Origin of the sequence: Micromonospora sp. A200 (assembly GCF_029893845.1) — a bacterium.
GTDB classification, from domain to species: Bacteria; Actinomycetota; Actinomycetes; order Mycobacteriales; family Micromonosporaceae; genus Micromonospora; species Micromonospora purpureochromogenes.
The window spans coordinates 28,562-54,815 of sequence record NZ_JARXXY010000010.1 but is presented as its reverse complement, the minus strand read 5'-3'; the positions used below and the strand labels follow the sequence as shown (position 1 = coordinate 54,815).

The following is a 26,254-nucleotide window of genomic DNA, read 5'->3' as shown; positions in this document are numbered from 1 at the left end:
GGGTCAAGCGGCGGGGCGGCCGGCGCTCACCGCGGCGCGTCCAGCACCCGGAAGGTGATGCCGGCCTTGACCAGCCGGTCCAGCAGCGCGTCGCCCATCGCGGTCACCGGGGTGACCTGCCCGGCGGTGGCCGGCAGGTCGTCGCAGGCCAGGCAGAGCGCCGACTCGGCGAGCATCTTCGCCGTCTCGTCGTAGCCGGGGTCGCCGCCGGAGACCTCGGTCAGCACCCGCCGGCCCCCGCCGGAGCCGAGGAAGCGCACCCGGAACCAGGACTTCGCCCGCTGCTCGGCGGTCGGCCCCTGCCCGGAGGCGAGCCGGCCGAGCAGCCAACGCCGGGTCGGCGGCAGCTTCACCAGGCCGATCAGGCCGGCGAACCCGACCCCACTGACCAGCACCGTGGGCAGTCGCTTCACCGCGGCGAAGTGCCGGTACCGGAAGTCCGGGCCGTACTCCGGGCGGGCCGCCGCGGACCGGCGGACCACCTGCGGGTCGATGGTGGGCAGCGGCACCGCCCACATGCCGATCTCCTTCGACCGGCCCACCCGGCCCGGCACCGCGCGGACCCGCCGACCCTCGGGCCGGGGCTCGACCGCCTTGCGCTCCTTCGCCGCCCGGTTCGTCTCGCCGGTGCGGGAGAACGCGGTCAGCGCCGAGTGGTACGTGCCGGCGGAGAACCGCGCGCCGGCCCGGACGAAGCCGTCCACCGTGATCGGCGCGTCCGACGGGAGCTGCTTCACGGTGTACCAGGCGCCCAGGTCGTGCGGGATCGAGTCGAAGCCGCAGGCGTGCACCAGCCGCGCCCCGGTGCGCACCGCCTCGGCGTGGTGCCGCACGTACATCCGGTCGACGAACTCCGGCTCGCCGGTGATGTCCAGGTAGTCGGTGCCGGCGGCGGCGCACGCGGCCACCAGCGGCTCCCCGTGGTGGACGAACGGGCCGACGGTGCTGGCCACCACCCGGGCGCTCTCGGCGACCGCCCGCAGCGAGGCGGCGTCGGTGACGTCGGCGGTGAGCAGCGGCAGCTCCGCCAGCGCCGCGTCGATGTCGGCCAGCCGGTCGCGGACCGCCGCCAGCTTGGCCGGGTTGCGGCCGGCGAGGGCCCAGCGCAGCCCGGCGGGGGCGTGCCGGGCGAGGTACTCGGCGGTCAGGCCACCGGTGAAGCCGGTCGCACCGAACAGGACGAGGTCGTACGGGCGGTCGTCACGCATCCGCCGAGTCTGCCATCCGTGAGGTGCTTTTCACCCCTCCGGCGTGAAGACGGTTCGGACGCAGCCGTCAGCCCGGTCCCGGAACAGCGCGTACCCGGCCGGGCCCTGCTCCAGCGGGAACCGGTGGGTGGCCAGGTGTTCCGTGCGCAGTTCGTCGCGGGCCATCCGGTCCAGCAGCATGGGAATCCACCGCTGCCCGTGCTGGCGGGCGCTGCGCAGGGTGAGCCCCTTGTTCATCACCGCGCCGAGCGGGAAGGTGTGGACGAAGCCGGTGAAGGTGCCGGAGACGAAGACGGTGCCGCCCTTGCGGCAGGCGTGCACCGCCTCCCGCACCGCGAGCGGGTCCTCACCGTCGCCCCGGTGGCCGGTGAGCCGGGCGGCCAGCGACCCGGGCGTCCCGCCGCCGTCGGCCGCGCCGACCGCCTCCACGCAGACGTCCGGGCCGCGCCCGCCGCTGAGTTCGCGCAGCTCCGCGGGGACGTCGGTCAGGTCGTAGTTGAGCGTCTCCGCGCCGGTGTGCCGCTCGGCCATCTGCAGCCGCTCCGGATGCCGGTCGATCACGATCACCCGGTCCGCGCCGAGCAGCGTCGCCGCCTGCGCGGTCAACTGGCCCACCGCGCCCGCGCCCCAGACCGCGACGACGTCGCCGGGGCTCACCTCGCCCAGCTCCGCACCCATCCAGCCGGCCGGGGCCGCGTCCGAGGCGAAGACCGCCCGGTCGTCGCTGACCGGGTCGGGCACGGTGAACGCGCCGACGTCGGCGTACGGCACGCGGACGTACTCGGCGTGGCTGCCGGCGAAGCCGCCCAGCGCCGCGGGCTGGCCGTAGCAGCCGGCGGTGGGCTGACCCCACGCCGACTCGGTGACGGCCGGGGCGGTGCCGGAGTTGTCGCAGCAGGAGTGCAGCCCCTGCCGGCAGTACCAGCAGCTGCCGCAGGCCACCGCCGCGCTGACCACCACCCGGTCGCCGACCCGGTGCCGGCGCACCTCCGGGCCGACCTCGGCCACCTCGCCGACGAACTCGTGCCCCAGCACGTCCCCGGCGGCGGCGAAGGGCAGCCGGCCGTCGAGCAGCGGCAGGTCCGCACCGCAGGTGGCGCTGCGCCGGACCCGGACGATCATGTCGTGCGCGTTGCGCAGCTCCGGGTCGGGCACCTGGCGTACCGCCAGCGAGTCGACGCCCTCCCAGCAGAGCGCCCTCACCCCGGCACCGCCGGCCGGTCCACCGCCGAGCGGTCCGCGCGCAGCACCTCGCCGGTCTCGGTGAGCTGCTTGACCCGGCGCAGCACGTCCCGCAGGAACAGGCCCGGGTCGTCACCGACCAGGTGCGCCGCCATTCCGGGCAGGGTCGCCACCCCGCCGAGCGGCCGGGCGGCCAGCTCGCTGCCGCGCCCGCCGGGGGCCGGGCGCAGGCGCAGCTCCACCGCACCGTCCAGCGGGCGCAGCGGCTCCGGCCACCGGCCGCCGGGCAGCACCGCCGCGGGCGGGCGGTCCACCGTCACCACCTGCCAGCGGCCGGGTCGCGGGTCGGGCCCGGCCGCGCGGGGCCAGCGCCCCCGCCGGGGTACGACCAGCGCACGAAGTGCCACCCCGCCGGCGACCGCCGCGAGGGTGAGCCCGCCGAGGACCCGCCGTCCCATCCGTACCACCTGTCCCTCCGGTCTCCGGGCCGGTTGCGGTACGGGCGACCGGTCACGCGCGGCCGGTCGCCCGCGTACGCCGATGGTCGGCCCGGCCCGGGTGAGGTGTGCTCCCCCCGAAGGGGTGAACCCGTCCCGGCCGGGTAAGCGCCGCCGACCGGGGGAGGAACGCGTCGACGGGGGTGGGTGCATGCCGCAGCCGCAGGTCAGCAGCAACGGGATCGCCGAGGCGTCCGCCGGCCCGCCGCCGCTGCTCGCCTCCCGGCTGACCCCGCCCGCGCTGCCCGAGCCGCTGCTGCTGCGGCCCCGGCTGACCGCACGGCTGGACGCCGGGACCGCCGGACCGGTCACCCTGGTCCGCGCCCCGGCCGGCTGGGGCAAGACCACCCTGCTCGCCACCTGGGCGCGCGGCGCGCCCGAACCCGGGCCGGCGTGGGTCCAGGTGGAGGAGGGGGACACCGGGGAGCGGCTCTGGGCGTACCTGGCGGCGGCGCTGCGCGGGGTGGGGGAGGCGGAGGAGGAACCGGCCGTACCGGTGGCCCCGCCCCGCCCCGACCAGTTGGAGCTGCTCGCCGCCGCCCTGGCCGCCCGGGACCGGCCGGTGCTGCTGGTCCTGGACGACCTGCACCGGGTCACCGACCCGGCCGCGCTGACCGGGTTGGAGTTCCTGCTGCGGCACACCGACGGGCGGCTGCGCCTGGTCGCCGGGGCCCGCACCGAGCTGCCGCTGGCCCTGCACCGGCTGCGGCTGGCCGGCGAGCTGACCGAGCTCGGCCCCGAGGAACTCGCCTTCACCGACGACGAGGTCGCCGACCTGCTGGTCGCGCACGGCGCGCCGCTGCCCGCGGCGGCGGTCGCCCGGCTGCGGGAGCGGACCGGCGGCTGGCCGGCCGGGCTGCGGTTCGCCGCGCTGGCGGCCCGGGACCGTCCCGACCCGCAACGGTGGGCCGAGCGGTTCGGCGGCGACCAGCCGGACGTCGCCGCGTACCTGCGGGCGGAGGTGCTGTCCGGGCTGACGCCGGCGGCGCGGGACCTGCTGTTGCGGGCGGCGGTCGCGCCGGCGGTCCGCGCCGACCTCGCCGACGCGCTGACCGGCCGGGGCGACGGTGGGCAGGTGCTGGCCGGGCTGGCCCGCGACGGTGGCTTCCTGCACCGCGACGACAGCGACCCGCCCTGGTACCGGGCCCACCCGCTGCTGGCCGACCTGCTCCGCGAGGAACTCGACGGGCTGGGCGACGACGAGCGGCGCGACCTGCACCTGCGCGCCGCGGGCTGGTACGCCGGCCACGACCGGCCCGCCGAGGCGCTGCGGCACGCGCTGGCCGCGGGGGAGTGGGAGCGGGCCAGCGAGCTGCTGCTCAGCGGCTGGCCGGAGCTGGTCCCCTACGACCGGGAGGCCGCCGCCGGCCCGCCGCCGCCGGCGCCGCCGGCCGAGGCGGTGCGCCGGGACCCGGAGCTGGCCCTGGCCGGCGCGGCCGAACGGGCGTACGCGGGGGACAGCGCGACCGCCGCCGCCCGGCTGCGCGAGGCCGTGGCGGCGGCCCGGTCGCTGCCCGCGCCGCGCCGGGACCGGTTCCGCCGGCTGGCCACCGCGTTGGAACTCACCCTGGCCCGGCTCGCCGGCGACCACCGGGAGGTACGCGACGCCGCCGCCCGGCTGCTCGCCACCCGCGACCCGGGGCAGGTGGAGAGCCCGGACACCGACGATCCGCGGACCGGCGAGGACGCCGACGTACGGGCGGTGGCCGGCACCGCGCTCGGCCTGGTCGACCTCGCCGAGGGTGACCTCCGGGCGGCCTCGGCGACCTTCGGCGCGGCGCTCGACGCCGCCCGGCGGGCCGGTCGGCCGCGCACCGAGCTGGTCTGCGCGACACGCTGTGCGCTGCTGCACGCGCTGGCCGGGGAGTTGCGCGCGGCGGAGCGGACCGCCCGGGCGGCGCTGGAGATGCCGTCCTGCCAGGGGTGGTCGAGCCGGGCCGAGTGCGCCCACGCCCACCTGGCGCTGGCCCTGGTGGCGCTGCACCGCGACCAGCCCGAGGAGGCCACCGCGCACCTGGCGCTCACCGGCGGGGCCGGCGGGGACGCGACGGTCGCCGCCGCGGCGGCGCTGTGCCGGGGCGCGTTGCTGCGCGACGCGGCGGAGCCGGCTGGGGCGACCCAGCTGGTCGCCCGGGCCCGGGAGGAGCTGGCCTCCCGGTCCGCCGCCGGGGATCTCGCCGACCGGCTGCTCGCCGAGGAGGCGGACCTGCGCAGCGAGCAGGGCGACGTGGACACCGCGCGCGGGCTGCTCGCCGACCGGGCGCGGGCGCCCGAACCGGCGCCGGTGCTGGCCCTGGCCCTGGCCCGGGTGGAGCTGCGTGCCGGTGACGTGCGGGCGGCCGGTTACGCCCTGCCGGACTGGGACGCCCCGGCCGCCGGGGACTGGCCGCTGCCGGTACGCGTCGCCTCGGGCGTGCTGGAGGCGGTGCTCGCCCGCCGGGGCGGCGACGACCGGCGTGCCGGTCGGCTGCTGGAACGGGTGCTCGACCTGGCCGGCCCGGAGGGCTACCGGCGGGTGTTCACCAGGGCGGAGCCGGCGGTGCGCGACCTGCTCGCCGCCCACCTCGACTCCGGCACGGCGCACTGGCCGACGGTGAGCGACCTGGTCCGGGGCGCCGACGAGCCCGCCGACCGGGGACCCGCCGGCGCGGAGCGGGCGCTGGACGAGCCGCTGACCGAGCGGGAGCTGACTATCCTGCGCTACCTGCAGAGCATCCTGTCCAACGTGGAGATCGCCAGCGAGCTGTCGGTGTCGGTCAACACCGTCAAGACGCACGTGCGCAACATCTACCGCAAGCTCGACGCGACCCGTCGGCGCGAGGCCGTGCGGCGGGCCCGCGAGCTGCGGCTGATCTGACGAGGCGCGGGCCGACCGCCGCCGGGCGGTGCGATCCCGGCGGTGGTCGGCGCCGCCCGGTCAGCTGCCGGCCGCCGCGTCCACGGCGGCGAGCAGCTCCGGCAGGTCGTGCCCGCCCTCGTGCCGGACCTCGTTGATGAACAGGGTGGGGGTGCCGTTGACCCCGCTGCGGATCCCGCCGACGAAGTCCCGCCGTACCCGGTCGGAGTACGCCTGCCGCTCGACCTCGGCGCCCACCTCCTCGGGTGGCAGTCCGAGCTGTTCGACGCCGAGGGACAGGTGCACCGGGTCCAACTGGTCCTGGTGCTCGTAGAGCCAGTCGTGCATCTCCCAGAACCTGCCGCGCCGGGCGGCCGCCTCGGCGACCTCGGCCGCGCTCTCCGCGTACGGGTGGACGTTGGCGATCGGGAAGTGCCGGTAGACCAGCCGGACGGTGGCGGTGCGCTGGCGCAGTACCTCGGCCAGGTTCGGGTACGCCGCGCCGCAGAAGCGGCACTGGAAGTCCCCGTACTCGACGATCGTGACCGGCGCGTCCACCGGCCCCCGGACGTGGTCGGTCCCGTCCACCGGGGTGCGCAGCCGGGCGGTGACCTGGAGCGGCGTCGTCATCGGGTCACCACCCGCCGATCGGAGACGAGTTGCTCCAGCGCGTCGAGGATGCCGTCGGCGCCCGGATTCACCTCCGGCGGGGACAGGTAGCTCCAGGCCACCGTCTGGTCCGGGTCGAGCACCACCAGTGCCCGCGCCGATTCCCCGTGCGGGGTGTACGCGCCGTACCGGCGGGACACCTCGCCCTTGGGCTCGAAGTCGGCCAGCAACGGGAAGGTGATCCCCCTGGCCTCGGCGAAGGCCTGGTGCGACCAGATGCTGTCGACGGAGAGGCCGAGCAGCACCGCGTCGTACCGCTCGAACTCCGGCATCGCGGCCTGGTACAGCACCATCTGGTCACCGCAGACCGGGGTCCAGTCGGCGGGGTAGAAGGCGAGCACCACCGGCCGGCCGCGGAACTGCCCGGGGCCCGTACGCCGCCCGTCCGGGGTGGCCGGCAGGGTGAAGTCGGGCGCCGGGCTCCCGGGTGTGATCAGCCCGTCGGAATCAGTCATGACTCCCACGTTGCCCGCCGGCCGGGTGAAGTCGGTTCACCCGGGCGGGGTGGTCTCAGCGGCCCACCGTGACGTGGTTGTGGACCTCCCGGATGCCGGGGGCGGACCAGACGATCCGCTCCACCTCGTCGCGCTCGGGCACGGAGTGCACCAGGCCGTCGATGACCACGGTGTCGCCGTACACCCGGACGCTGATCCGGTCCGGCTCGGTGGCGCCGCTGCGGGCGAGCGCGTCGACGATCCGGTCGGGCAGCTCGTCGCCGGTCGGCGGGGTGGACGGCCGGACGGTGATGCCATTGCTGACTCCGCGTACGCCGGTGAGCCGGCCGACCACCCGCTCGGCGGCCCGGCGCTGGTACTCCCACTCCACCCGGCCGCGCAGCGTCACCCATGCGCCGGCGACGGTCACCTCCAGGTCCTCCACCGGCACGAAGGCGTCCCACTCCAGGGCCCGCTCGGCCGCCCCGGCGATCTCCGTGTCGGTGCGCTCGGCCGACGGGGTGATCCGCACGGCGAGGTCGTTGGCGACGGCCCGGACCCGGGCCACCCGGTGCGCGGCCCGCTCGGCGGCCCACTTCGCGGCGTAGCTGTCCACCCGTCCGGTCAGCGTCACCACCCCCTCGGCGACGGTGACCCCCACCTCGGCCGGGCTCACCCGGGGCTCCCAGGTCAGCTCGTCGAGCACGTCGGTCTGGATGTCCTGGTCGGTACGCGTGACGATGGTCGCGCTGGCCATGCGCTCACTCCTCCCGGGATCGGGACACGGGGCGGGCGTACATCCCGCCGAACCGCGATCCTGCCGGCACACCGGATGAGTCCCCCTCACCCGCACCGGGTGACCCTGCCCGCCCGGGCATCGACAACCCGGGGTGGGCTCGGGCACGATCTGGCGGTCGGCGATTGGCGGGGGCGATGGACGGGGTGCGCCGGGCGGGGCGGGCGCTGTGGCGGGTGGCCCGGCACGAGTGGACCCTCGTGGTGCTCGCGTCACTGCCGCTGGCCGCCGCGCTGACCTGGCCGACGCTGCGCGACCCGGCCGGCACCCTCCCGCAGGACACCGGCGACCCGACCCTGCAGGCGTGGCAGGTCGCCTGGGGCGGGCACGCGCTGCGCACCGACCCGGCCCGCCTCTGGCACTCGAACACGTTCTTCCCCGAGCCGTACACCTACGCCTACTCCGACACCCTGCTGGGCTTCGCCCCGTTCGCCCTCATCGGCGAGGGGCCGGTGGCCGCCGTCGTCCGCTACAACCTGCTCTACGTGCTGGTGCACGCGCTCGCCTTCGTCGGGGCGTACGCGCTGTCGCGGCAGTTGGGTGCCGGGCGGGCGGGGGCGGCGGTGGCCGGGGCGTCGTTCGCGTACGCGCCGTGGAAGCTGGCCCAGGCCGGGCACCTGCACGTGCTCAGCATCGGCGGGGTGGCCCTCGCGCTGGCCATGCTGGCCCGGGGCCACGGCTGGTCGCTGCGCCACGGGTACCGGCGCGACCGGGTTCGTCCCGGCTGGGCGGGAGCCGGTTGGGCGGTCGCCGCCTGGCAGGTCACCCTGGGCTTCGGCATCGGCCTGCCGTTCGCGTACGTCCTGGGTCTGCTCGGCCTCGCCGTCGCCGGGGCGTACGGCGTCACCTGGTGGCGGCGCCGGTCCCGGCCGGCGGTTCCGCGCGGCCTGTTCCTGGCCGACCTGGCCGGGGTCACCGGGTTCGCCGCGGTGAGCCTGCTGATGGCGGCGCCGTACCTCGAAGTGGTGGCCCGCCACCCGGCCGGCCGGCGGACGGCCGCGCAGGTGGCGATGTTCTCCCCGCCGGCCCGTGGCTTCCTGACGGCGCCGCCGGAGTCGTGGCTGTGGGGCGAGCGGCACGGCGCGGCACGGGCGACGCTCGGCTTCCCGGGGGAGATGACCCTGCTGCCCGGCGTCGTGCTGATCGCGCTGGCGGTGGCCGGGCTGGTCTTCTCGGCCTGGCGGGTGTGGCAGCGGGTCGCGCTGGCCGCCGGGGTGCTGGTCAGCCTCGCCCTCGCGGCGGGGACCAGCTTCGGCGGCGACGGTGACCCGGGCTATCTGACCCTGATGCGGCACCTGCCGGGCTGGGACGCGCTGCGCACCCCGGGCCGGCTGGTGCTCTGGACGACGCTGCTGCTGGGCGTGCTGGCCGCCGGGGCGCTGACGGTCCGGGAGCGGCCGCCGGCCGGGGCCGGTCGCGGCGACTGGCGTCGGTGGGCACGGGTGGCGCTGGCGCTCCCGGTGCTGCTGGTGCTGGCCGAGGGGGTGAACCGGACCCCGCACGTGCCGGTGCCGGCGCAGCCGGTGGCGTTGCGTGGCGTCGCGGGCCCGGTGCTGGTGCTGCCGCTGGGCGGCATCCGCGACTACCACGTGATGCTCTGGTCGACCGACGGCTTCCCGTCCACGGTGAACGGGCTGGCCTCGTTCACTCCGGACAGTCAGCAGCGGATCCGGGCGGCCGGCGAGGGTTTCCCGGACGCCGGGTCGGTGGCGTACCTGCGGGCGGCCGGGGTGCGCACGGTGGTGCTGCTGCCCCGGTACGCGACCGGCACGCCGTGGCAGGGCGCGGCGGCCCGTCCGGTCGACGGGCTGGGCATCCACCGCGAGCGGGTCGGCGACGCGGTGGTCTACCACCTCGATCGGGCGAGCTGACTGGGAGCGCTTCCGCAGAGCCACCAGCGTCGGCTTCCTCGGCAGCTCGAGCGGCAGCACCGGCGTGCCCGCGGTCACCTGCACCAGCCGCTGACCCGGCCGGCGCGACCGACCGTCCCACGCGACGTGGCGGTGTCCGGAGTCCCGGACACCGCCACCTCGTTCTGATCCACCCGGGCAGTCCCCGGCGTGCCGTCGCCTCAGCCGTCGAGGCCGACCGGTGAGTTCGGCCGGTCCACGTCGACGAACTCGATGTCGTCGACGGCCCCACCGTCCCGGCTGCCGGCGGCCCGCGCGGCGGTCCCGGCGGCCCAACCGATCGCGGCCCCGACCAGCGCCGCGCTGATCAGCAGCGCCCACGGCAGGGCCGGACGGCGCCCGGCGAGCGCGTCGAAGGCGAGCGTGGCCCGACGCCGGGCCTCGTCCGCCGCCGAGCCCACCAGGTCACCGGCGTCGGAAAGGTGGGTGCCGCCGCGGACCGACCGCGCCGTGTCCCGCACGCTGTCACCGGCGGAACCGACCGCCGAGACCAGCTGCTGCCAGGCCTGGTCGGTGATCCGCTCCGGCTTGCTGCGGCGCTCCAGCAGGTTGCTGCCGAACATGGGTACCTCCTCGGGGTGCCGAAGTCTGCGGCCACTTCGGACGTCGACGTCTGCGGCGCGTCACGGTCGCCTGTCCCGCCAGTGCCCATCCGGGACGCGCCGCAAACCCGGGTCGGAACCTCAGCGGACCATGACCACCGCGACGCCGCGGGCGAAATCGTCGTCGTCGTCATCGTCGTCGTCCCCGCCGCCGCCGAAGCCGCAGGCCAGTACGAGAGCGAGCAGCGCGCCGACACCGGCCAGGCCGAGCAGTCTCTTGAGCATCGATCGTTCCTTCCGTCGTGGTGGAACCCTCGCCCGCCGACCCTAGGCGGGTGGGGCAACACCGGGGGATCGGCGCGCGGCACCGGGGCTCGCCGGGCGGCCGGGTACGGAAATGACTGGACCGGGGTCGCTACCCTGGATCGGTTGGAGCGGCCGAACCCGGTCGCTCGTTGGAATGAACGGGACCAGGAACAACTCGGGAAAGAAGGGTCCGGTCCGTCCGGATCCGCGAATTGCTCATCCCGGGGGGTGGCGACCGAGGCCGTCGGAGGAATACTCTCGGTCGCGGCCCGCGTACTGATGAGGCGCCCGTGGACGGGCGAGTGGAGGTGCTCGCGTGAGCCTGTCGATCGTGAAGTCGGTTCTGCCGGGTGGTGTCATGGAGATCGCTCCGCGAGGGGAGATCGACGTCGACACCGCGTACGAGGTGCGTGAGGCGATCGCCGAGGTGCTCGCGAAGGGCCGTCCGTCCCGGATCGAGCTGAACATGCGACTCGTCACCTTCATCGACTCGGTCGGCATCAGCGCGATGGTCGCCGGGTTCCAGACGGCCGAGGTCAGCGGCGTCAAGCTGGTGGTCACCGAGCCCAGCCGGTTCGTCCACCGGCAGCTCTGGGTCACCGGCCTGCTCGGCCTCTTCGGCGCGCCGGAGCCCTACTTCGCCGGCGCTGCGGCCCCGGCCCCCGAGGTCCTCCCCGGCGCCTGACGCCGGCCGCTGGTGATCCACTCCAGGTCGCCGATGTGGCGGTGACCCGCGCCCGCCGACCCCGCCACGTCGCCGGAACGGAGTGGATCAAACCGGCGGTCGGCCACCGTCATCTGCACCTGGCCGAAGCTGGCCAGGGTGCCCCGCCGCACGCCGCGCAGCCGCCCGTGCGGCAGGTCCGGAGCGTTCACGTTGAGCACGCTCTCCACCGGCCCGGCGGTCAGCCGGGGCAGCAGGTCCAGCGCCACCCGGGCGGCGAAGTCCCAGTGCCGCTCCGCGTCGCGTACCCGGGCGGCGGCGGAGACCGCGGCGCCGCCGCTGACGGCGGTGGCCTCGCATGCCGCCTGCGATTGCCAGCCTGGCCGTCGTACGGGACGATCGGGCGACCGACGAGGGGTGGAGGGTGGAGTGGTCCGGCGGGAGTCGTTCAGCTACACGGTGCAGGCGCGCTGCTCACGGGCGGACGCGGTGGCGCTGTTGAGCGATCCGGCCCGGCAGGGGGAGCTGCATCCGCTGATCGTCCGGGTGCGCCGGCTGCGGACCCGTCCGGGCGCGCGGGCCAGCTACGCCATCACCGACCGGCTGGAGCTGGGTCCGCTGCGGTTCCCGGTCACCTACCAGGCCGACGTCCTGGTGGTCACCGATGACGAGATCGTCACGGTGGCCCGGCAGCAGCCCGGCACGACCGTGCGCAACCACACCCGGCTCCAGGAGGAGGGCGACGTGCTGCGGATCGACGTGGAGATCACCCTCTCCGCGCCGGCGCCGCTGTTCGGGTACGCGTTCCGGCAGGCCCGCGCCGCGCACCTGGGCCTGGCCAGCCGGCTCGGCGCGGTGCTGGACCGGGAGGCCGACGGCGGCCCGGTCCCGAACTGACGCCCCCGTCCACTCAGCGGCGGCCGGCGGGGGTCGCCGCCGTCCGGCGGGGCGGCGGGACGGCCCGGCGGTTGCGGCCCCACGGCTTCCAGGTGGAGATCACGGTCATGGTGACCAGCAGGCCGGTGGAGACCGCCGGGGCGACCACCACGTCGATGCGCTGGTGTGCGGTGGCGTCCGGTCCGGCGGCGGCGCGCAGGTTCGGCGTCAGCGCGAACAGCATCAGGCCGATCATCACCGTGGTGAGCACCAGCTTGACCACCACCCAGCGCCAGCGCAGCAGCCCCCAGGGGGTCAGCAGCGCGCTGGTCACGCCGATCACCCAGACCAGCACGCTCAGCGGCGCGAAGAGCCAGGTCGCCACCAGCGCCGCCGCCGGATAGACCACGCCCGGGTCGGCTCCGCGCAGCCCGGCGATGCCGAGGGTGAGTAGCACGAGGTCCGCGCCGAGCCAGCCCAGCGCGGTCACCAGGTGCAGGGTGAGCAGGGTCTTGCGGCCGTCGGGGGAGAGTCGGGTCATGCCTCGATGCTCGCCGGGCCGTCGCGCTGCGTCGTGGGCCGGTCGGCGACATCCCGGGTACGTCGGTGCGCGTACGGCGGGGCCCGTCCGCCTCGGACGGGCCCCGTCGCGGCTCGGTCAGTAGACCGACAGGTGCACGTGGTTGGTGTGGTCGCTGGACGGGTCCCCGCCGGCCCCGCTGTACGACTTCCACCCGCTGCTGGGCAGCCAGATCTGCCGGTACCAGATCACGTACAGCACCCCGAGTCGGTCGGCGTTGCGGACGTGGTACGCGGCCAGGTTGTTGCCGTACGTCCGGTCGCCGCCGGTCGCGTCCCCGCCGAAGCCGCTCTTCTGCGCCGCGAAGTCGCAGGCCCGGCCCTTGGGGTGCTCGCCCGACCCGCTGGGCCGGTAGCAGGAGACGTACCGGGTGAAGCCGGCCGCCTGGCTCTGCTTGAGCGCGTTGAGCATGCGCGGGGTGATGCAGCCGTTGGCCGGGGTCGGGTCGTTGACGCTGCACGACTCCGAGGGCCAGGACCCGTCGGGGTTGCGCGGCGCCGCCTTGGCGTTGGCGGTGGAGGTACCCGCGGTGGAGCCGCCGCCGGCGCTGGCGGCGGGCTTGTCGGCGGCGGCCACCGCCAGGGCCCGCTCGGCCTGCTGCTTGCGCTTGGCCATCACCGCGACCTGCTTGCGCTCCTCGACGATCTCCTTGTCGAGCGCGGCCCGGGTGCGGGTGGCGTCGTCGCGGGTCTGGATCAGGTTGCGCAGCTCCCGGTCCTCGTTGGAGGCGACCGTCTCCAGCGCCGCCGCCCGGTCCAGGAAGCCTTCGGGGCTGGAGCTGTTCAGCAGCGCCGACACCGGCCCGAGCCGCCCGGTCCGGTACGCCACGCCGGCGATCTCGCCGACCTTGCCCTGCCGGACGGTCAGCTCCGACTCGATGGTCTTGAGCTGGTTGCCGAGCTCCTGCTGCCGCTTGGTGGAGCGTTCCAGCGCGGCCTTGGCGTCGATCCAGCCCTTGCTGGCCGCGTCGAGCTGGGCGCGCAGCGCGGGGGTGCCGCCCTCGGGGTCGCCGGGGGCGGCGAGCCGGGTGGCGGGGGGAGCGGCGGTCGCCGGGACCGGCGCGGACGACACCCCGAGGGCGAGCGTCGCGACGACCGCGGCCGCCAGCCGTGCGGTGGTACGTCGTACGTGCATGCACATGTCCTTCCGTCAGCCGCCGACCGGGTTAGCTGACGGGTTCGGGACGGAAGATCCCTACCGCTGACGCGGATGCACCCCACGAACATGGTTCCCCGGCTCGCCCTGGCAGGCGATTAGGCGGCGGCCACCGCCGGCACCGGAGGGTGCCGCCTGGCGGAGGCCGGAACCGAGCCTACCGGTACGGGTGTGACACCCGCCCGTTTCGTGACTCAGGGTACTGGAGTGAACCATGGTGTAGGTGACACAATGGGACAATAGGTGCCCGATTTCGTCACCACTCGACCTGCCCGCAGGCGCCGGGGGCGGCCCCCGGCTCGATCTGGAGGGTGGCGTGCTCGATGTGGAAGTCCTCGTGCAGGGCGGTGCGGGCGGCGGCCAGCACCGTGCCGACCTCGGCGCCGGGGACCATGGTGAGGTGGGCGGAGGCGACCTCCATGCCGGAGGTGAGCGTCCAGACGTGCAGGTCGTGCACCTCGGCGACGCCGGGGACGGCGGTCAGCCGGTCGTGCACGGCGGTCACCTGCAGATGCTCCGGAGCGGCCTGGACCAGGATGCGCACCGCCGCGCGGCCGAGCCGCCAGGTGCGGGGGAGGATGAACAGGCCGATCGCGACCGCCACCGCCGGGTCGGCCCACCACCAGCCGGTGCCGGCGATGAGCAGCGCGGCCCCGATCACGCCCAGCGAGCCGAGCAGGTCGCCGAGCACCTCCAGGTACGCCCCGCGCAGGTTGATGCTCTCCCGCGCCCCCTCGCGCAGCAGCGCGAATGCGACGAGGTTGGCCAGTAGGCCGAGCACCGCCACGGCCAGCATCGGCCCGGTCCGCACCTCCGGCGGGTCGCCGAACCGGCGGACCGCCTCGATCAGCACGTAGATCGCCACCCCGCTGAGCAGGACGGCGTTGGCGAGCGCGGCCAGCACCTCCAGCCGGTAGAGCCCGTAGGTGCGCTGCGGGTCGCGGTCGCCGTGCCGGGTGGCGGTGATGGCGGCCAGCGCCATGCCGATGCCGAGCACGTCGGTGAACATGTGCCCGGCGTCGGAGAGCAGGGCCAGCGAGCCGGTGCCGAACGCGGCGACGGCCTCGACCACCATCAGCGTGGCGAGCAGCGCGAAGGCCGCCCAGAGTCGCCCCCGGTGGCGGTGCGCCGCGTTCGTGACCGACCCGTGGTGGTCATGACCTGCGCCCACGCCCACACCTTCCGTCGCCCCGGCGGCCCGAACCCAATCTATGCTCACATCGCTATGTATGCAACTAACCCCGCCCGCATCCCCCACTTTCAAAGAACGAGTGGCCACCGCGCCCGGTACAGCCACTCCTTCTCGGAACCTGCCTGACCCCGGGGGTCAGGGGGTCGGGTCGATGGTGGTGAGGCGTTGGGTGGCGCGGGAGAGGGCGACGTAGAGGGTGCGCACGCCCGAGCCGGGGTCGGCCCGGATCTCGCTCGGGGCGATGAGCACGACGCCGTCGTACTCCATGCCCTTGGCCTGGAGGCTGGTCACCACCTGGAGCCGGGAGCCGCCGCGCCCGCCCAGCCAGCCGGCCACCTCGTCGCGGCGCGGCACCGGCGTGATCACGCCGACCGTGCCCTCCACCTCGGTGAGCAGCGCGTCCACCGCCTGCACGGTCGCCGCCGGCAGCCGGTCGGCGGCGACGGTCAGCGCGACCGGCTCCACGCCGGTGGAGCGGACCGCCGTCGGCAGTGCCAGGTCGGGGTAGAGCCGGCGGATCTCCGCCGCCGCCACCGCGAAGATCTCCGCCGAGTTGCGGTAGTTCGTGGTCAGCGCGAAGCGGTGCCGCCGGCGCCGGCCGAGCGCCTGGTCCCGCGCCCGGTCCAGCTCCTGCGGGTCACCCGTCCAGGCGGTCTGCGCCGGGTCGCCCACCACCGTCCAGGAGGCGAGCCGGCCGCGCCGGCCGATCATCCGCCACTGCATCGGTGAGACGTCCTGCGACTCGTCCACCACCACGTGCGCGTAGTCGCGGTAGTCCTCCGGACGTTCCCGGGCCGCCGCCCGGGCGGCCCGCTGCCGGTCGGCGAACGTGCTCAGCTCGCGGACGCCACCGGCCAGCTGGTACGGGTCGCGCTTGGCCCGGGCCGGCCGCACCGGCTTGCCCAGCAGCGCGTCCAGCTCGTCGAGCAGGGCGATGTCGGCCACCGTCAGCCCCTGCGCGTCCAGCGCCCGGTACGCCTCGACCAGCAGCGCGGTCTCCGCCCGGGACAGGATGCCGCCGGCGTAGCGGCGCAGCCGCTCCGGCCGGGCCAGCCAACCCAGCACGTGCCGCGGGTGCAGCCGCGGCCACCACGCCTTGAGGAACTCGCGGAACTCCGGCCGGTCGATGATCTCGTCCTCGAAGGTGCGCTGCTCCGGCAGCCGGGTGACGGCCAGCCGGCGGGCCTGGGCGTACAGCGCCGCGAGGACCGCGTCGAAGGCGACCCGCCGGACCTCGTTGCGCCGCCCGCCCCGGGACAGCGCCCGGTCCCGGACGCCGTCCAGGTCGCGGCGCTCCAGCCGGAGCAGCTCGCCCCGGTAGAGCAGGCGCAGTTCGTCCGGCCCGCCCGGCACCGCGTCGCGCACCGCCCGCTCCAGCACCTTCCGCATCCGCAGCGAGCCCTTCACCGCCGCCACCTCCGGCGGGTCGGTCCGGGTCGCCGACATGCCCGGGAAGAGCGAGCCCAGCGAGTGCAGCGTGGCGGTCTCCTCGCCGAGCGAGGGCAGCACCGAGGCGATGTACTCCACGAAGACCGAGGACGGGCCGACCACCAGGATGCCGCCGCCGGCGTACCGGCTGCGGTCGGAGTAGAGCAGGTACGCGGCCCGGTGCAGCGCGACCGCCGTCTTGCCGGTGCCCGGGCCGCCGGAGACGATGGTGACCCCGGAGCCGGGGGAGCGGATCGCCTCGTCCTGCTCCCGCTGGATGGTCGCCACGATGTCGCGCATCCCCCGGCCGGTGGCCCGGGAGAGGGTCGCCAGCAGGGCCCCGTCACCGACCACCGTCATCTCGGCCGGCGCCGAGTCCGGGTCGAGCAGGTCGTCCTCGATCCGGGTGACCTTCTCGGCCGACGACTGGATGGTGCGCCGGCGCACCACGCCCAGCGGCTCGGCCGGGGTCGCCTGGTAGAACGCGGCGGCGGCCGGGGCGCGCCAGTCCACGACCAGCGTCTCGGCGTTCTCGCCCCGCACGCCGAGCCGCCCCACGTGCAGCACCTGGCCGGTCCGCAGGTCGAGCCGGCCGAAGACCAGCCCCTCGTGCTCGGCGTCCAGCACGTACCGTCGCTGCGCGGCGTGGAACACCATCGCGTCCCGCTCGACCAGCGCGCCGAAGTTGCCCACCCGGGCCAGCCGGTAGCCCTCCTTCTCGGCCTGCGCCGCCGAGCGGCGCAGTTCGGCCAGGCGGGCGTACACCCGGTCGAGATGCCGCTGCTCGGCGGCGATCTCCTGCTCCAGGGTGGTCTGGTCGGTCAACGTGACGGCTCCTGTGCGACGGCGGCGGCCGGGCGCGGGCGCACGCCAGGCGGAATGAGGGTACGGGCAGCCTGCCACCCCCCTTCGGGGCCATGCCGCGTCCCGCGACCTCCGCCACCCTCCACGGGCCGCTCAGCCGGCCGGAACCGGCTCCGTCGCGCCCGTCGTCGTCGGCCCGGTCCGGCCGATCTCCGTGGCGCCGATCTCGGTCGCGTCGATCTCCGGCGCGTCGGCCAGCACCCGGTCCAGCACCCCGGCCAGCGCGGCGTTCACCTCGTCCGGCCGCTCCATCATCAGCATGTGCCCGGCGCCGGGGCAGACGGTCAGCTCGGTCACCGGCAGCGCGGCGGCGATCGACTCCGCGCAGGGCGGCGGGGTGAGCCGGTCCCGGTCGCCGACCAGCGCCGCCGCCGGCAGGTGGGCCAGCTCGGCCAGCGTCTCCAGCCGGTGCTGGGCGCCGATCGAGGCGCGGAACCCGCCGATCGAGCGCAGCGAGGCGCGCGCCACCGCCGAGGTGACCAGGCGGATGTCGGACGGGTCGCAGCGGTCGCCGAAGAGCATCCAGCGGATGCTTGGCCGCAGCGCGCGCAGCAGCGCCCGTGGCGGGCGCCAGGAGCCGCAGCGGGCCAGCACCCCGGCGCCGGTGGTCTCGGCGATCCGGATCAGCCGGGCGATGCGCGGTGACAGCCCGTAGACCGTGTGCGTGTGCCCCTCGGCGGTGGTCGAGACGAAGACCAGCCCGGCGGTACGGGCGGCGAAGTGCTCGGGGTGGCGGTGGGCGTACTCCATCACCGTCATCCCGCCCATCGAGTGGCCGACCAGCACGACCCTGCCGGTCGGGGCCACCGCGTCGACCACCGCGGCGAGGTCGTCGCCGAGCTGGGCCAGGGTCGCCGTGCGCAGGGCCATGCAGCTGGACCGGCCGTGCCCGCGGGCGTCGTAGGTCACCACCCGGACCCGCCGGCCGAAGCGGGCCGTCAGGTCGGCGAGCTGCCGGTGCCAGGCCCGCCCGTCCAGCGTCCAGCCGTGCAGCATGATCACGGTGACCTCGGCGTCCGCCGACCCGGTCACCTCCACGTGCAGGCGCACGTCGTCGGGAAGCCGTACCTGCTGCTGCTCCGACATCGTGACCTCCCCCGGGCCGTCCGGTCCCCTCTCACCGGGTTAACCCGGCGGTAACACCGGCTACCCGTCATGACACCACGCCAACCGTGGTGGTGAGAAGATTCGCATCCCGCCCCGCCAGGCCGGATCCGTGACCAGGCTGGGGACATGACCGGTTCGAGCGCGGGAGCGGCGCGGACGCCCCGGGCCGCGCTGGCCGAGCTGCTGACCGGCAACCGCCGCTTCGTCAGCGGGCAGCCGGTGCACGGCCACGACGTCACCGCCGCCGCGGCCGTCGCCTCCGGCGACCAGCAGCCGTACGCGGTGCTGCTCGGCTGCATCGACTCGCGGGTGCCGCTGGAGGCGATCTTCGACCAGACCTTCGGGTCGATCTGCGTGATCCGCACCGGCGCGCACGTGCTGGATCGGGCGGTCTGCGGCTCCATCGAGTACGTGGTGGGCCAGCTCGGAGTGCCGCTGGTGATGGTGCTCGGCCACGAGCGGTGCGGGGCGGTCGCCTCGGCGGTGGACACCCTGCGCACCGGGGAGCGGCCGGGCGGCTCGCTGGCGTACCTGGTGGACCAGATCGCCCCGGCGGTGACCGAGGTGGGGGCGGACGACCCGCGCGCGCACCCGATGGCGGTACGCCGGCACGTGCTGCGCACGGTGGCCACCCTGCGCGCCGACGACCTGCTCACCGGGCCGGTCGCCGAGGGCCGGGTGGACGTGGTCGGCGCGGTCTACGACCTGGCCACCGGCGAGGTCACCCTGCTCGACCACTGACCGGCCCGCCGGCGCCGGCCCCGGCCCGGTCCAGGTCCCGGCCCCGTCAAGATCCACGCGAGATGGGGCGGGTCGCGGTATCCCGGCGGCGGGACACCGCGACACGCCGCAAACCGCGCCGGGCGCTACGGAGGCGTACCCGGGAAAGACGGAACCGCCCGCCGGGGTGACCCGACGGGCGGTTCCAGGTGGCGCTTGGGGGGAGGGCTCAGCCCTCGAAGACGCCGGCCTCGACGAGGCGCTTCTCGGTCTTGTCCCAGCCGTCGCCCGGGTGGGTGGCGGCGAGGTTGTTGATCTCAGCGCGGATCTTGACGGCGTGGCCGGCAGCGGCCAGCACCCGGATCTCCTCGACGAAGGCGTCCGAGTCGGTGCGCAGGTGCACGGTCTTGCCGTTGGTCAGGTTCCGCACGTAGGCGTGCTTGCCGCCGTTGAGCGGGATGAGGTACTTGAACTCGCCCAGCACGCTGAGGGCGCCACCCTGGCCAGCCTGGCCGGCCCGGACTGACGCGCGCGCGGTCTTAGAGGTGTTGCTCGCCACGGAGGTACTCCTTGCAAGACGTACGGGAGGACGGAAAACGTCCGGGGGCTGAATGCGGGAGACGCCCGGATGAGCCTCGGCCCGCGAAGATGTACGACGGCGCAGAACCGCCCACAGAACTGTACACGAACACGATGCCTGGTCGGCCACCGTGCCTGTCCGGAGAGCACAACCGGGTCACCGGTCCGGGTATTTCCCCCCGGCGAATCTTCCGATTCGCTGGCGCACCATCCGTCACACAGTCATCATGTGTTGCAGGAACCACTCGGGTTGTCGAGGTCGTAGGGGAAGACGCACCTCGGTCTCCGGGAGGTCACCGTGCCAACGCGTGGCGTCGTATACGTCCACTCGACCCCGCTCGCCGTGTGCTCACACGTCGAGTGGGCGATCGCGCGCGTCCTCGCCGCGCCGGTCAACCTGCAGTGGACGGGCCAGCCCGTCGATCCCGGCGCCCGCCGGGCCGAGTGCGGGTGGACCGGTCGCCCGGGGACGGGCGCCGAACTGGCTGCTGCCCTCCGGCAGTGGCCCATGATCCGTTTCGAGGTCACCGAGGAGCCCAGTCCGGGCGCCGACGGTGAGCGCTTCATGTACGTCCCCGGCCGGGGCCTGTTCCGCGCCACCGTCGGCGCGGCCGGCGACATCCAGCTCGGCGAGGACCGGCTGCGCAGCATCATGGCGACCGCCCGCGCCCCGGAGGCGCTGGCGCACGCCCTGGACAAGGCGCTCGGCACCGCCTGGGACGCCGAGCTGGAGCCCTACCGGTACGCCGGGGACGGCGCCCCGGTGACGCTGCTCACCCGGGTCGGCTGAGCCGGCGGCGCACCCGGACACCCGGTGGGGGACCGGCACACCGCACCGGCCGGCCGCCCGGCTCCGGTTGCCGCCACGAGTCGGCAGCGGGTTTGATGGGCCGCGTGCCGACCTCTCCGCGACGTGCCGGCGTCGCCCTCGCCGCCCTGACCGCGCTGCTCGTCTCCGGGTGCTCGGCGGAGCCGGAACGCCCGGCGCCGAGCCCGTCGGCCTCCGCCGCGTCCGGCCCGACCGGCACCCCGGCGGCCGACCCGGCCGCCCGGGCCGCCGCGCTGGTCGGCACGCTCGCCGACGAGGACCTGGTCGGCCAGGTGCTGATGCCCTACGCGTACGGCAGCTCCGCCACCGAGGTCACCGCCGCCTCGGCCGCCGGCAACCGGGCCCTCGCCGGGGTCGACACCCCCGCGGAGATGGTCGCGAAGTACCGCCTCGGCGGGGTGATCCTGGTCGGCTTCAGCGCCGACGACCCGACCTCCGGCAACCAGGCCACCACCAACGTCGACAACCCGGCCCAGGTGCGTGACCTCACCACCGGGCTGCGCGCCGCCGCGGCGAAGCTCCCCGCCGGGGCGGCGCCCTTCCTGATCGGCACCGACCAGGAGTACGGCGTGGTGACCCGGATCACCGACGGGGTGACCACCCTGCCCAGCGCGCTGGCCGCCGGGGCGGCCGACGACCCGGCGCTGACCGAGGCCGCCTGGCGGGCCGCCGGCGCCGAGCTGGCCGCGATGGGGATCAACCTGGACTTCGCCCCGGTCGCCGACGTGCTGGCCACCCGCAGCACGGTGATCGGCTCCCGCTCCTTCGGCGCAGACCCGCAGCGGGCGTCCGCCCAGGTCGCCGGCGCGGTGAAGGGCCTGCAGAGCGCCGGCGTCGCGGCCAGCGTCAAGCACTTCCCGGGTCACGGGCTCAGCGCCGCCGACTCGCACAAGGACCTGCCGGTGATCGGCCAGCCGCGCAAGGAACTCGACGCCACCGCGTTCCCGCCGTTCACCGCCGGCATCGACGCCGGTGCGATGGCGGTGATGTCGGCCCACCTCGACGTCAAGGCGGTCGACCCGGGCACCCCGGCCACCTTCTCCCGCAAGCTCCTCACCGACGTGCTGCGCGGGCAGCTCGGCTTCCGGGGCGTGGTGATCACCGACGGGATGAACATGGCGCCGGCCAAGCGCTGGGCGCCGGGTGAGGCCGCGGTCCGGGCGCTGCTGGCCGGCAACGACCTGATCCTGATGACGCCGCACGTCGGCCAGGCGTACGACGGGCTGTTGGCCGCGCTGCGCGACGGGTCGCTGCCCCGGCCCCGGCTGGTCGAGGCGGCCACCCGGGTGCTGACCATGAAGTTCCAGCTCGCCGACCGGCCCGCCCCGGCGATGTCCACGCTGAACAGCGCCGAGCACCGCAAGGCGGCGCAGGACCTCGCGGCGGCGGCGGTGACCGTGCTGCGCGGCGCCTGCGGCGCTCCGGTCCGCGGCCCGGTGACCGTCACCTCGTCCGCCGGCCGGGACCACACCCGGGCCGCGCTGACCGAGGCGCTCACCGCGGCCGGGGTGCCGGTGGCGCCGAGCGGCGGCACCAAGGTGCACCTGGTCGGCTACGGCGACGGCGCGGACGACCTGAGCGCCGACGCGGCGGTGACGGTGGCGATGGACACCCCGTACGTGCTGGAGAAGGCGACGTCGCCGACCCTGCTGGCCACCTACTCCTCCAGCCGTACCTCGATGACCGCCCTCGCCGACGTGCTCGCCGGCCGGCAGCGGCCGGGTGGCCGGGCGCCGGTGCGGGTGCCGGGGCTGCCGGCCACCACCTGCGCGGCCTGAGGTCCCCCCGCGACCGGCCCGGGCGGTCCCCGTCCGGCTGATAGCGTGCGGTGGTCCACCAGGGGAAAGACGCGCGGGAGGGGGCGAGCGCCGTGACGCGACCGGAGCCGGCCCTCTCGGTGGTGGTGCCGATGTTCGACGAGGTGAGCGTCCTGCCGCTGTTCGCCCGGCGGCTGCGCGCGGTCCTCGACGGCCTGGGCGAGGCGTACGAGGTGGTGGCCGTCGACGACGGCAGCACCGACGGCACCGGGGCCGGGTTGGCCGCGCTGCGCGCCGGCTGGCCCCAGCTGCGGGTGCTGCGGCTGCGCCGCAACAGCGGCCACCAGGCGGCCCTGGTCGCCGGGGTGCTCCGGGCCCGCGGCCGGTACGTGGTCAGCATCGACGCCGACCTCCAGGACCCGCCGGAGACGATCGTCGAGATGCTCCGCCTCGCCCGCGCCGACGACCTCGACATCGTCTACGGCGTCCGGGCCGACCGCCGCACCGACAGCGCGTTCAAGCGGTGGACCGCGGCCGGCTACTACCGGCTGATGCGCCGCCTGGTCGGCAAGCAGGTGCCCGCCCAGGCCGGCGACTTCCGGCTGCTCAGCCGCGCCGCCGTCGAGGCGTTGCGGGAGCTGCCCGAGCGCAGCCCGGTGCTGCGGCTGGTGGTGCCCTGGCTCGGCTTCCCCAGCGGCGAGGTCAGCTACCAGCGCGACGAGCGGGCCGCCGGGCGGACGAAGTACCCGCTGTCCCGGATGGCCGGGCTGGCCGCCGAGAGCGTCACCAGCTTCTCCGCCGCGCCGCTGCGCTTCGCCACCTGGCTCGGGCTGGCCGGGGTGGCGGTCTGCGGGGTGCTGGTGGTGGTGGCCGTCCTGGCCTGGCTGGCCGGCTCCACCGTCTCCGGCTGGCCCTCGCTCTACGTGGCGGTGCTCTTCCTCGGCGCCGTGCAACTGCTCTGCCTCGGACTGCTCGGCGAGTACGTGGCCCGGATCTACACCGCCGTGCAGGGCCGGCCGGCGTACTTCGTCGCCGCCGACAGCGCCGACAGCGCCGACAGCGCCGACAGCCCCGGCAGCGCCGACAGCCCCGCGGCCGGAGTGGACGCCGCCGGCCCGGCGGGTGCGGGCGAGCTGGCCGACAGCCTGCGGTGACCGCCCTCGCCACCGGCGACGCCGCCCGCGCCGCCGCCGCGCCGCGCCGCCGGCCGGCCCCGGCCCGCTTCGCGCCGGCCCTGTCCGGGTACGCCTTCGTCGCGGTCACCCTGCTCGCCGCCGGCACCCCCGCGGCGGACCTGATTCGCTACACGCTCTACGCCGCGCTCGCCGTGGCGCTGCCCGGCACGCTGCTCTGGCGCACGCTGCGCCGCCGGCCGCACACCCTGGTCGAGGACGTGGCGATGGGCGCCGCCCTCGGGCTGGTGCTGGAGCTGGCCGCCTGGGCCGCCTGCACCGCCGCCGGCCTGCCGGGCTGGCTGCGGCTCTGGCCGGTGGCGGTGCTGCTGCCGTACGCCGCCGTGCCCCGGCTGCGCCGGCACTGGCGGGCCGGCGCGACGACTCCGGTGCCGACCGGCTGGGCCTGGTCGCTCGCCGGGGTGGTCGCCGGGTTCACCCTCTACCTCAGCGAGTCGTTCCTGCGGGTCAACCCGGTGCTGCCCACCGACGAGGGGCAGGCCCAGTACATCGACCTGGCGTTCCAGCTCTCGCTGGCCGGCGCGGCCACCCACCAGGTGCCCCCGGAGGTCCCCCAGGTGGCCGGCGAGCCGCTGCACTACCACTGGTTCGGCTTCGCCCACCTCGCGGCGGCCAGCCTGGTCAGCGGCGTCGACCTGCCCACCGTCTTCTTCCGGCTCGCCGTGCCGGCGCTCTGCGCGCTCGCCGCCGTGCTGGTCGCGGTGGTCGGCTGGCGGGTCACCGGCCGGCCGTACGCCGGGGTGGTCGCCGCCGGGCTGATGTTCACCGTCGGGGAGTTCGGCTTCGAGAACGGGCTGCGGCAGCTCTTCGGCAGCCAGGTCACCTTCATCGTCTGGGGCAGCCCGTCGATGACCTACAGCTGGGTGCTGCTGCTGCCGCTGATCGCCGTGCTGGCCGAGATCGTCGGTCGGGCCCGGGGCAGCACCGTGCCGCCGGTGGGCCGGGGCGCCTGGGTGCTGGCGGTCCTGCTGCTCGCCGCCTCCACCGGGGCCAAGGCCAGCTCGGTGCCGGTGGTGCTGGCCGCGCTGGCGTTCACCGTCGCGGTGCTGCTGGTGACCCGGCGGCGGCCGCCCCGGCCGGTGCTCGTTGCGGCGGCGCTGGCCCTGGCGGCGCAGGTGTTCGCCACCGCCGTCCTCTTCGCCTTCGAGAGCCACGGCGTGACCGTGGAGCCCTTCTCCGGGCTGCGTCCGTACGTCGGCGAGGGGCACTCCGGCCCGGTGACCGCGTTGCTCTGGGCCGGGGTCCTGGTCGCCTTCCTGCTCAACCTCCAGCTCCGCCTCGCCGGCGTGGTGGCGCTGCTGAGGTTGCGGCGGTGGCGGCTGGAGCCGGCGCAGGTCTTCCTGCTCGGTGGGGCGCTGGCCGGTCCGGCGGTCTACCTGCTGCTCGCCCACCCGGGCAGCAGCAACCAGTACTTCACCCGGACCGGCTTCGCCTTCGGGGTGCTGCTGTCCGGCTGGGGCTTCGTGGAGCTGCTGGACCGGGCCGCGCTCACGACCCGGGGACGGGTGCTGCTCGGCGCGGGCGCGGCGAGCCTCGCGCTGGCGCTGGCCGCGTACCAGCTGCGCTTCCCGGCGATCGTGCCGCCCGACCGGCCGTACGCCGCGGTGCTGCCGCTGCTCTGCTGGGCGGCGGCCCTGCTGGGGGCGGTCGTCCTGGTGGCCCTGCTCTGGCCGGGGCTGGTCGACCGCTGGCCCGGGCTGGCCGGCCGCGGCCCGCTGGTGCTGCTCACCGCCGTGCTGGTGGCCGGCGCGCCGGGCCTGGTGCTCGACGCGGCGGCCGCCCGGTACTTCACGAACGGCGGGGCGTACGCGGTGGAGCGGATGCCGGCCTCCCGGGTGCAGGCCGCCCGCTGGGTGCGCGCGCACAGCGCGCCGGAGGACGTGCTGGCCACCAACGTGCACTGCCGGGTGGTGGTGAGCGGCTGGTGCGACGCCCGCTCGTTCTGGCTCAGCGGCTACGCCGAGCGGCCGGTGCTGGTGGAGGGCTGGGCGTTCGCGCCCCGGATGGTGGGCCGGCCCGAAGGCCCGTACGCCCCGTTCTGGGACGCCGAGCGGCTGCGCGCCAACGACGCCGCGTTCACCACGCCCACCGCCGCCGGCCTGGCCGAGCTGCGCGACCGGTACGGCGTGCGCTGGCTGGTGGTCGACCGCACGGTCGGCCCGGAGTCCCCGGACCTGGCCGAGCTGGCCGACCTGCGCCACGTGAACGCGCGGATGGCCGTCTACCGCCTGCGTTGACGCCCGGCCCGCCACCGGCGGGCCGGGCGCCCGGCGGTCACTTCGGCAGGTTGGTGCTCGACTTGGCCAGCTGGTACGCCGGGAGCATCGCGGTGAACTCCTCGTCGTCCGCCCCGCCGAGGGTGACCAGGATCTTGCCGTAGAGGCTGGACACCAGGATCGCCCGCTTCCGTCCGTCGTCACCGGTCCAGGTCGCCTCGAACGAGTCCAGCGGGCCGGCCTTGGTGCGCCGGTACTGCCGCTCCTCGGCCGTGCCGTAGTCGTCGATGAACTTGTCCAGGGTGATCTGCGGCGTCCGGGGCGTCGCCCCCTCGACCCGCCAGACCCGCAGGAAGCCGATGTGCCCGGCCGGCTTCGCGTCGATCTCGCAGAGCGGCACCGCCGGTCCGATCTGGAAGTCCTTGCCGGAGGTGACCGCCTTGACCTTCCACTTCGCCGGCACCGAGAAGGTGATCGGCAGCGGGCAGGTGCTGCCCTCCGGGCCGACCGTGGTGCCGGCGGCGGCCGGGGCGACCTCGTCGTACCAGGGTGGACCGGCCGCGATCGGCGAGGCGGTCGGGCTGGCCGACGGCGACGGCGACGGCGCCACGGCGGGCTCCTTCGCGTCCTCGGCGCAGCCGGTCGCCACGGTCAGGGTGAGCGCGGCCAGTACGGCCACCCGTCGGATCATCTGTCACGTCCCCCCGTCGGATC

The 26,254-nt window shown here is 75.7% G+C and carries 25 protein-coding genes and 1 riboswitch; of the genes, 9 read left to right on the top strand and 16 right to left on the bottom strand.

All coding sequences use genetic code 11. The annotated features are described in order from the left end of the window. Positions 1-26: 26 nt before the first annotated feature. From M2302_RS12030 to M2302_RS12020, 3 genes are read right to left on the bottom strand one after another with little or no spacing between them, the layout of a single operon-like run. Positions 27-1,208, bottom strand: a complete 1,182-nt coding sequence (locus tag M2302_RS12030) for a saccharopine dehydrogenase NADP-binding domain-containing protein (RefSeq protein WP_280838001.1) — start codon at positions 1,206-1,208, stop codon at positions 27-29. Between the two features lie 30 nt (positions 1,209-1,238). After that, entirely contained in the window at positions 1,239-2,411 is a 1,173-nt protein-coding gene (locus M2302_RS12025) for a zinc-dependent alcohol dehydrogenase (protein ID WP_280838000.1), read from the bottom strand. After that, positions 2,408-2,848, bottom strand: coding sequence for a hypothetical protein (locus tag M2302_RS12020; protein ID WP_280837999.1), 441 nt, complete (start codon positions 2,846-2,848; stop codon positions 2,408-2,410). The genes M2302_RS12025 and M2302_RS12020 overlap by 4 nt, the downstream gene beginning before the upstream one ends. A 190-nt stretch (positions 2,849-3,038) precedes the next feature. Between M2302_RS12020 and M2302_RS12015 the strand changes: the two genes are divergently transcribed. After that, on the top strand, positions 3,039-5,744 hold the full coding sequence (locus M2302_RS12015) for a LuxR C-terminal-related transcriptional regulator (RefSeq protein WP_280837998.1): 2,706 nt from the start codon (positions 3,039-3,041) through the stop codon (positions 5,742-5,744). Positions 5,745-5,804: 60 nt separating this feature from the next. Here the strand turns inward: M2302_RS12015 and M2302_RS12010 are convergent, their stop codons facing one another. Genes M2302_RS12010 through M2302_RS12000 form a run of 3 tightly spaced genes read right to left on the bottom strand, consistent with a single transcriptional unit; the run spans position 5,805 to position 7,583 of the window. Further along, complete coding sequence (locus tag M2302_RS12010; protein WP_280837997.1) at positions 5,805-6,353, bottom strand: DsbA family protein; 549 nt, start codon at positions 6,351-6,353, stop codon at positions 5,805-5,807. Then, positions 6,350-6,847, bottom strand: coding sequence for a redoxin domain-containing protein (locus M2302_RS12005; RefSeq protein WP_280837996.1), 498 nt, complete (start codon positions 6,845-6,847; stop codon positions 6,350-6,352). The genes M2302_RS12010 and M2302_RS12005 overlap by 4 nt, the downstream gene beginning before the upstream one ends. Before the next feature lie 55 nt (positions 6,848-6,902). After that, positions 6,903-7,583: a BON domain-containing protein gene (locus tag M2302_RS12000; RefSeq protein WP_280837995.1), complete on the bottom strand. Its 681-nt coding sequence runs from the start codon at positions 7,581-7,583 to the stop codon at positions 6,903-6,905. 176 nt (positions 7,584-7,759) lie between these two features. On the opposite strand from M2302_RS12000, the gene M2302_RS11995 reads away from it, so the two are divergent. Beyond that, positions 7,760-9,493, top strand: coding sequence for a hypothetical protein (locus M2302_RS11995; RefSeq protein WP_280837994.1), 1,734 nt, complete (start codon positions 7,760-7,762; stop codon positions 9,491-9,493). A gap of 200 nt (positions 9,494-9,693) precedes the next feature. On the opposite strand, the gene M2302_RS11990 is transcribed toward M2302_RS11995, so the two are convergent. Together M2302_RS11990 and M2302_RS11985 are read right to left on the bottom strand one after the other, a co-directional pair. Next, complete coding sequence (locus M2302_RS11990; protein ID WP_280837993.1) at positions 9,694-10,095, bottom strand: hypothetical protein; 402 nt, start codon at positions 10,093-10,095, stop codon at positions 9,694-9,696. A gap of 120 nt (positions 10,096-10,215) precedes the next feature. Further along, on the bottom strand, positions 10,216-10,359 hold the full coding sequence (locus tag M2302_RS11985; protein WP_280837992.1) for a hypothetical protein: 144 nt from the start codon (positions 10,357-10,359) through the stop codon (positions 10,216-10,218). 337 nt (positions 10,360-10,696) lie between these two features. On the opposite strand from M2302_RS11985, the gene M2302_RS11980 reads away from it, so the two are divergent. Then, positions 10,697-11,065 (top strand): STAS domain-containing protein, encoded by a 369-nt coding sequence (locus M2302_RS11980; protein ID WP_280837991.1) that lies wholly within the window; start codon positions 10,697-10,699, stop codon positions 11,063-11,065. Here M2302_RS11980 and M2302_RS11975 read toward each other — a convergent pair. Further along, positions 11,014-11,313, bottom strand: coding sequence for a hypothetical protein (locus tag M2302_RS11975; RefSeq protein ID WP_280837990.1), 300 nt, complete (start codon positions 11,311-11,313; stop codon positions 11,014-11,016). The genes M2302_RS11980 and M2302_RS11975 overlap by 52 nt on opposite strands. Positions 11,314-11,473: 160 nt before the next feature. Between M2302_RS11975 and M2302_RS11970 the strand changes: the two genes are divergently transcribed. Next, entirely contained in the window at positions 11,474-11,941 is a 468-nt protein-coding gene (locus M2302_RS11970) for an SRPBCC family protein (RefSeq protein WP_280837989.1), read from the top strand. A 13-nt stretch (positions 11,942-11,954) separates the two neighbouring features. Here M2302_RS11970 and M2302_RS11965 read toward each other — a convergent pair whose 3' ends face one another. The 5 genes from M2302_RS11965 to M2302_RS11945 all read right to left on the bottom strand — a co-directional run bounded on the left by M2302_RS11965 (position 11,955) and on the right by M2302_RS11945 (position 18,225). Then, on the bottom strand, positions 11,955-12,461 hold the full coding sequence (locus M2302_RS11965) for a hypothetical protein (protein ID WP_280837988.1): 507 nt from the start codon (positions 12,459-12,461) through the stop codon (positions 11,955-11,957). Positions 12,462-12,578: 117 nt separating this feature from the next. Then, positions 12,579-13,634, bottom strand: a complete 1,056-nt coding sequence (locus M2302_RS11960; RefSeq protein ID WP_280837987.1) for a hypothetical protein — start codon at positions 13,632-13,634, stop codon at positions 12,579-12,581. Positions 13,635-13,638: 4 nt separating this feature from the next. Further along, positions 13,639-13,770, bottom strand: a riboswitch (cyclic di-AMP (ydaO/yuaA leader). 141 nt (positions 13,771-13,911) lie between these two features. Continuing rightward, positions 13,912-14,826 carry a cation diffusion facilitator family transporter gene (locus M2302_RS11955; protein ID WP_280837986.1) on the bottom strand — a complete coding sequence of 305 codons (915 nt, stop codon included), beginning with the start codon at positions 14,824-14,826 and terminating at the stop codon, positions 13,912-13,914. A 156-nt stretch (positions 14,827-14,982) separates the two neighbouring features. Further along, a complete protein-coding gene (locus M2302_RS11950) occupies positions 14,983-17,100 on the bottom strand; it encodes an AAA family ATPase (RefSeq protein WP_280837985.1) in 2,118 nt (705 codons plus the stop codon). A 132-nt stretch (positions 17,101-17,232) separates the two neighbouring features. Continuing rightward, positions 17,233-18,225 carry an alpha/beta hydrolase gene (locus M2302_RS11945; RefSeq protein ID WP_280837984.1) on the bottom strand — a complete coding sequence of 331 codons (993 nt, stop codon included), beginning with the start codon at positions 18,223-18,225 and terminating at the stop codon, positions 17,233-17,235. A 147-nt stretch (positions 18,226-18,372) separates the two neighbouring features. Here M2302_RS11945 and M2302_RS11940 point away from each other — a divergent pair, with 147 nt between their 5' ends. Then, positions 18,373-18,987: a carbonic anhydrase gene (locus tag M2302_RS11940; RefSeq protein ID WP_280837983.1), complete on the top strand. Its 615-nt coding sequence runs from the start codon at positions 18,373-18,375 to the stop codon at positions 18,985-18,987. A 208-nt stretch (positions 18,988-19,195) separates the two neighbouring features. Here the strand turns inward: M2302_RS11940 and M2302_RS11935 are convergent, their stop codons facing one another. Beyond that, positions 19,196-19,525, bottom strand: coding sequence for a hypothetical protein (locus M2302_RS11935; protein WP_280837982.1), 330 nt, complete (start codon positions 19,523-19,525; stop codon positions 19,196-19,198). Between the two features lie 318 nt (positions 19,526-19,843). On the opposite strand from M2302_RS11935, the gene M2302_RS11930 reads away from it, so the two are divergent. The 4 genes from M2302_RS11930 to M2302_RS11915 all read left to right on the top strand — a co-directional run bounded on the left by M2302_RS11930 (position 19,844) and on the right by M2302_RS11915 (position 25,561). After that, the gene (locus tag M2302_RS11930) at positions 19,844-20,335 is read left to right on the top strand and encodes a DUF3145 domain-containing protein (RefSeq protein WP_088960915.1); all 492 of its coding nucleotides are present in this window, start codon (positions 19,844-19,846) and stop codon (positions 20,333-20,335) included. A gap of 95 nt (positions 20,336-20,430) precedes the next feature. Beyond that, a complete protein-coding gene (locus M2302_RS11925) occupies positions 20,431-22,152 on the top strand; it encodes a glycoside hydrolase family 3 protein (RefSeq protein ID WP_280837981.1) in 1,722 nt (573 codons plus the stop codon). Between the two features lie 92 nt (positions 22,153-22,244). After that, positions 22,245-23,285 carry a glycosyltransferase family 2 protein gene (locus tag M2302_RS11920; RefSeq protein WP_280837980.1) on the top strand — a complete coding sequence of 347 codons (1,041 nt, stop codon included), beginning with the start codon at positions 22,245-22,247 and terminating at the stop codon, positions 23,283-23,285. Then, positions 23,282-25,561 (top strand): hypothetical protein, encoded by a 2,280-nt coding sequence (locus M2302_RS11915; RefSeq protein WP_280837979.1) that lies wholly within the window; start codon positions 23,282-23,284, stop codon positions 25,559-25,561. The genes M2302_RS11920 and M2302_RS11915 overlap by 4 nt, the downstream gene beginning before the upstream one ends. A 37-nt stretch (positions 25,562-25,598) precedes the next feature. On the opposite strand, the gene M2302_RS11910 is transcribed toward M2302_RS11915, so the two are convergent. Next, positions 25,599-26,231: a lipoprotein gene (locus M2302_RS11910; protein WP_280837978.1), complete on the bottom strand. Its 633-nt coding sequence runs from the start codon at positions 26,229-26,231 to the stop codon at positions 25,599-25,601. Between the last annotated feature and the right edge of the window lie 23 nt (positions 26,232-26,254).

Excerpts from the sequence above, each read along its gene's own strand:
- M2302_RS11945 (WP_280837984.1), bottom strand. The coding sequence starts at position 18,225 with ATGTCGGAGCAGCAGCAGGTACGGCTTCCCGACGACGTGCGCCTGCAC.
- M2302_RS12020 (WP_280837999.1), bottom strand. The coding sequence starts at position 2,848 with ATGGGACGGCGGGTCCTCGGCGGGCTCACCCTCGCGGCGGTCGCCGGC.
- M2302_RS11960 (WP_280837987.1), bottom strand. The coding sequence starts at position 13,634 with ATGCACGTACGACGTACCACCGCACGGCTGGCGGCCGCGGTCGTCGCG.
- M2302_RS11985 (WP_280837992.1), bottom strand. The coding sequence starts at position 10,359 with ATGCTCAAGAGACTGCTCGGCCTGGCCGGTGTCGGCGCGCTGCTCGCT.
- M2302_RS11940 (WP_280837983.1), top strand. The coding sequence starts at position 18,373 with ATGACCGGTTCGAGCGCGGGAGCGGCGCGGACGCCCCGGGCCGCGCTG.
- M2302_RS12010 (WP_280837997.1), bottom strand. The coding sequence starts at position 6,353 with ATGACGACGCCGCTCCAGGTCACCGCCCGGCTGCGCACCCCGGTGGAC.
- M2302_RS12005 (WP_280837996.1), bottom strand. The coding sequence starts at position 6,847 with ATGACTGATTCCGACGGGCTGATCACACCCGGGAGCCCGGCGCCCGAC.
- M2302_RS11910 (WP_280837978.1), bottom strand. The coding sequence starts at position 26,231 with ATGATCCGACGGGTGGCCGTACTGGCCGCGCTCACCCTGACCGTGGCG.
- M2302_RS11995 (WP_280837994.1), top strand. The coding sequence starts at position 7,760 with ATGGACGGGGTGCGCCGGGCGGGGCGGGCGCTGTGGCGGGTGGCCCGG.
- M2302_RS11925 (WP_280837981.1), top strand. The coding sequence starts at position 20,431 with ATGGGCCGCGTGCCGACCTCTCCGCGACGTGCCGGCGTCGCCCTCGCC.
- M2302_RS12015 (WP_280837998.1), top strand. The coding sequence starts at position 3,039 with ATGCCGCAGCCGCAGGTCAGCAGCAACGGGATCGCCGAGGCGTCCGCC.
- M2302_RS12030 (WP_280838001.1), bottom strand. The coding sequence starts at position 1,208 with ATGCGTGACGACCGCCCGTACGACCTCGTCCTGTTCGGTGCGACCGGC.
- M2302_RS11990 (WP_280837993.1), bottom strand. The coding sequence starts at position 10,095 with ATGTTCGGCAGCAACCTGCTGGAGCGCCGCAGCAAGCCGGAGCGGATC.
- M2302_RS12000 (WP_280837995.1), bottom strand. The coding sequence starts at position 7,583 with ATGGCCAGCGCGACCATCGTCACGCGTACCGACCAGGACATCCAGACC.
- M2302_RS11965 (WP_280837988.1), bottom strand. The coding sequence starts at position 12,461 with ATGACCCGACTCTCCCCCGACGGCCGCAAGACCCTGCTCACCCTGCAC.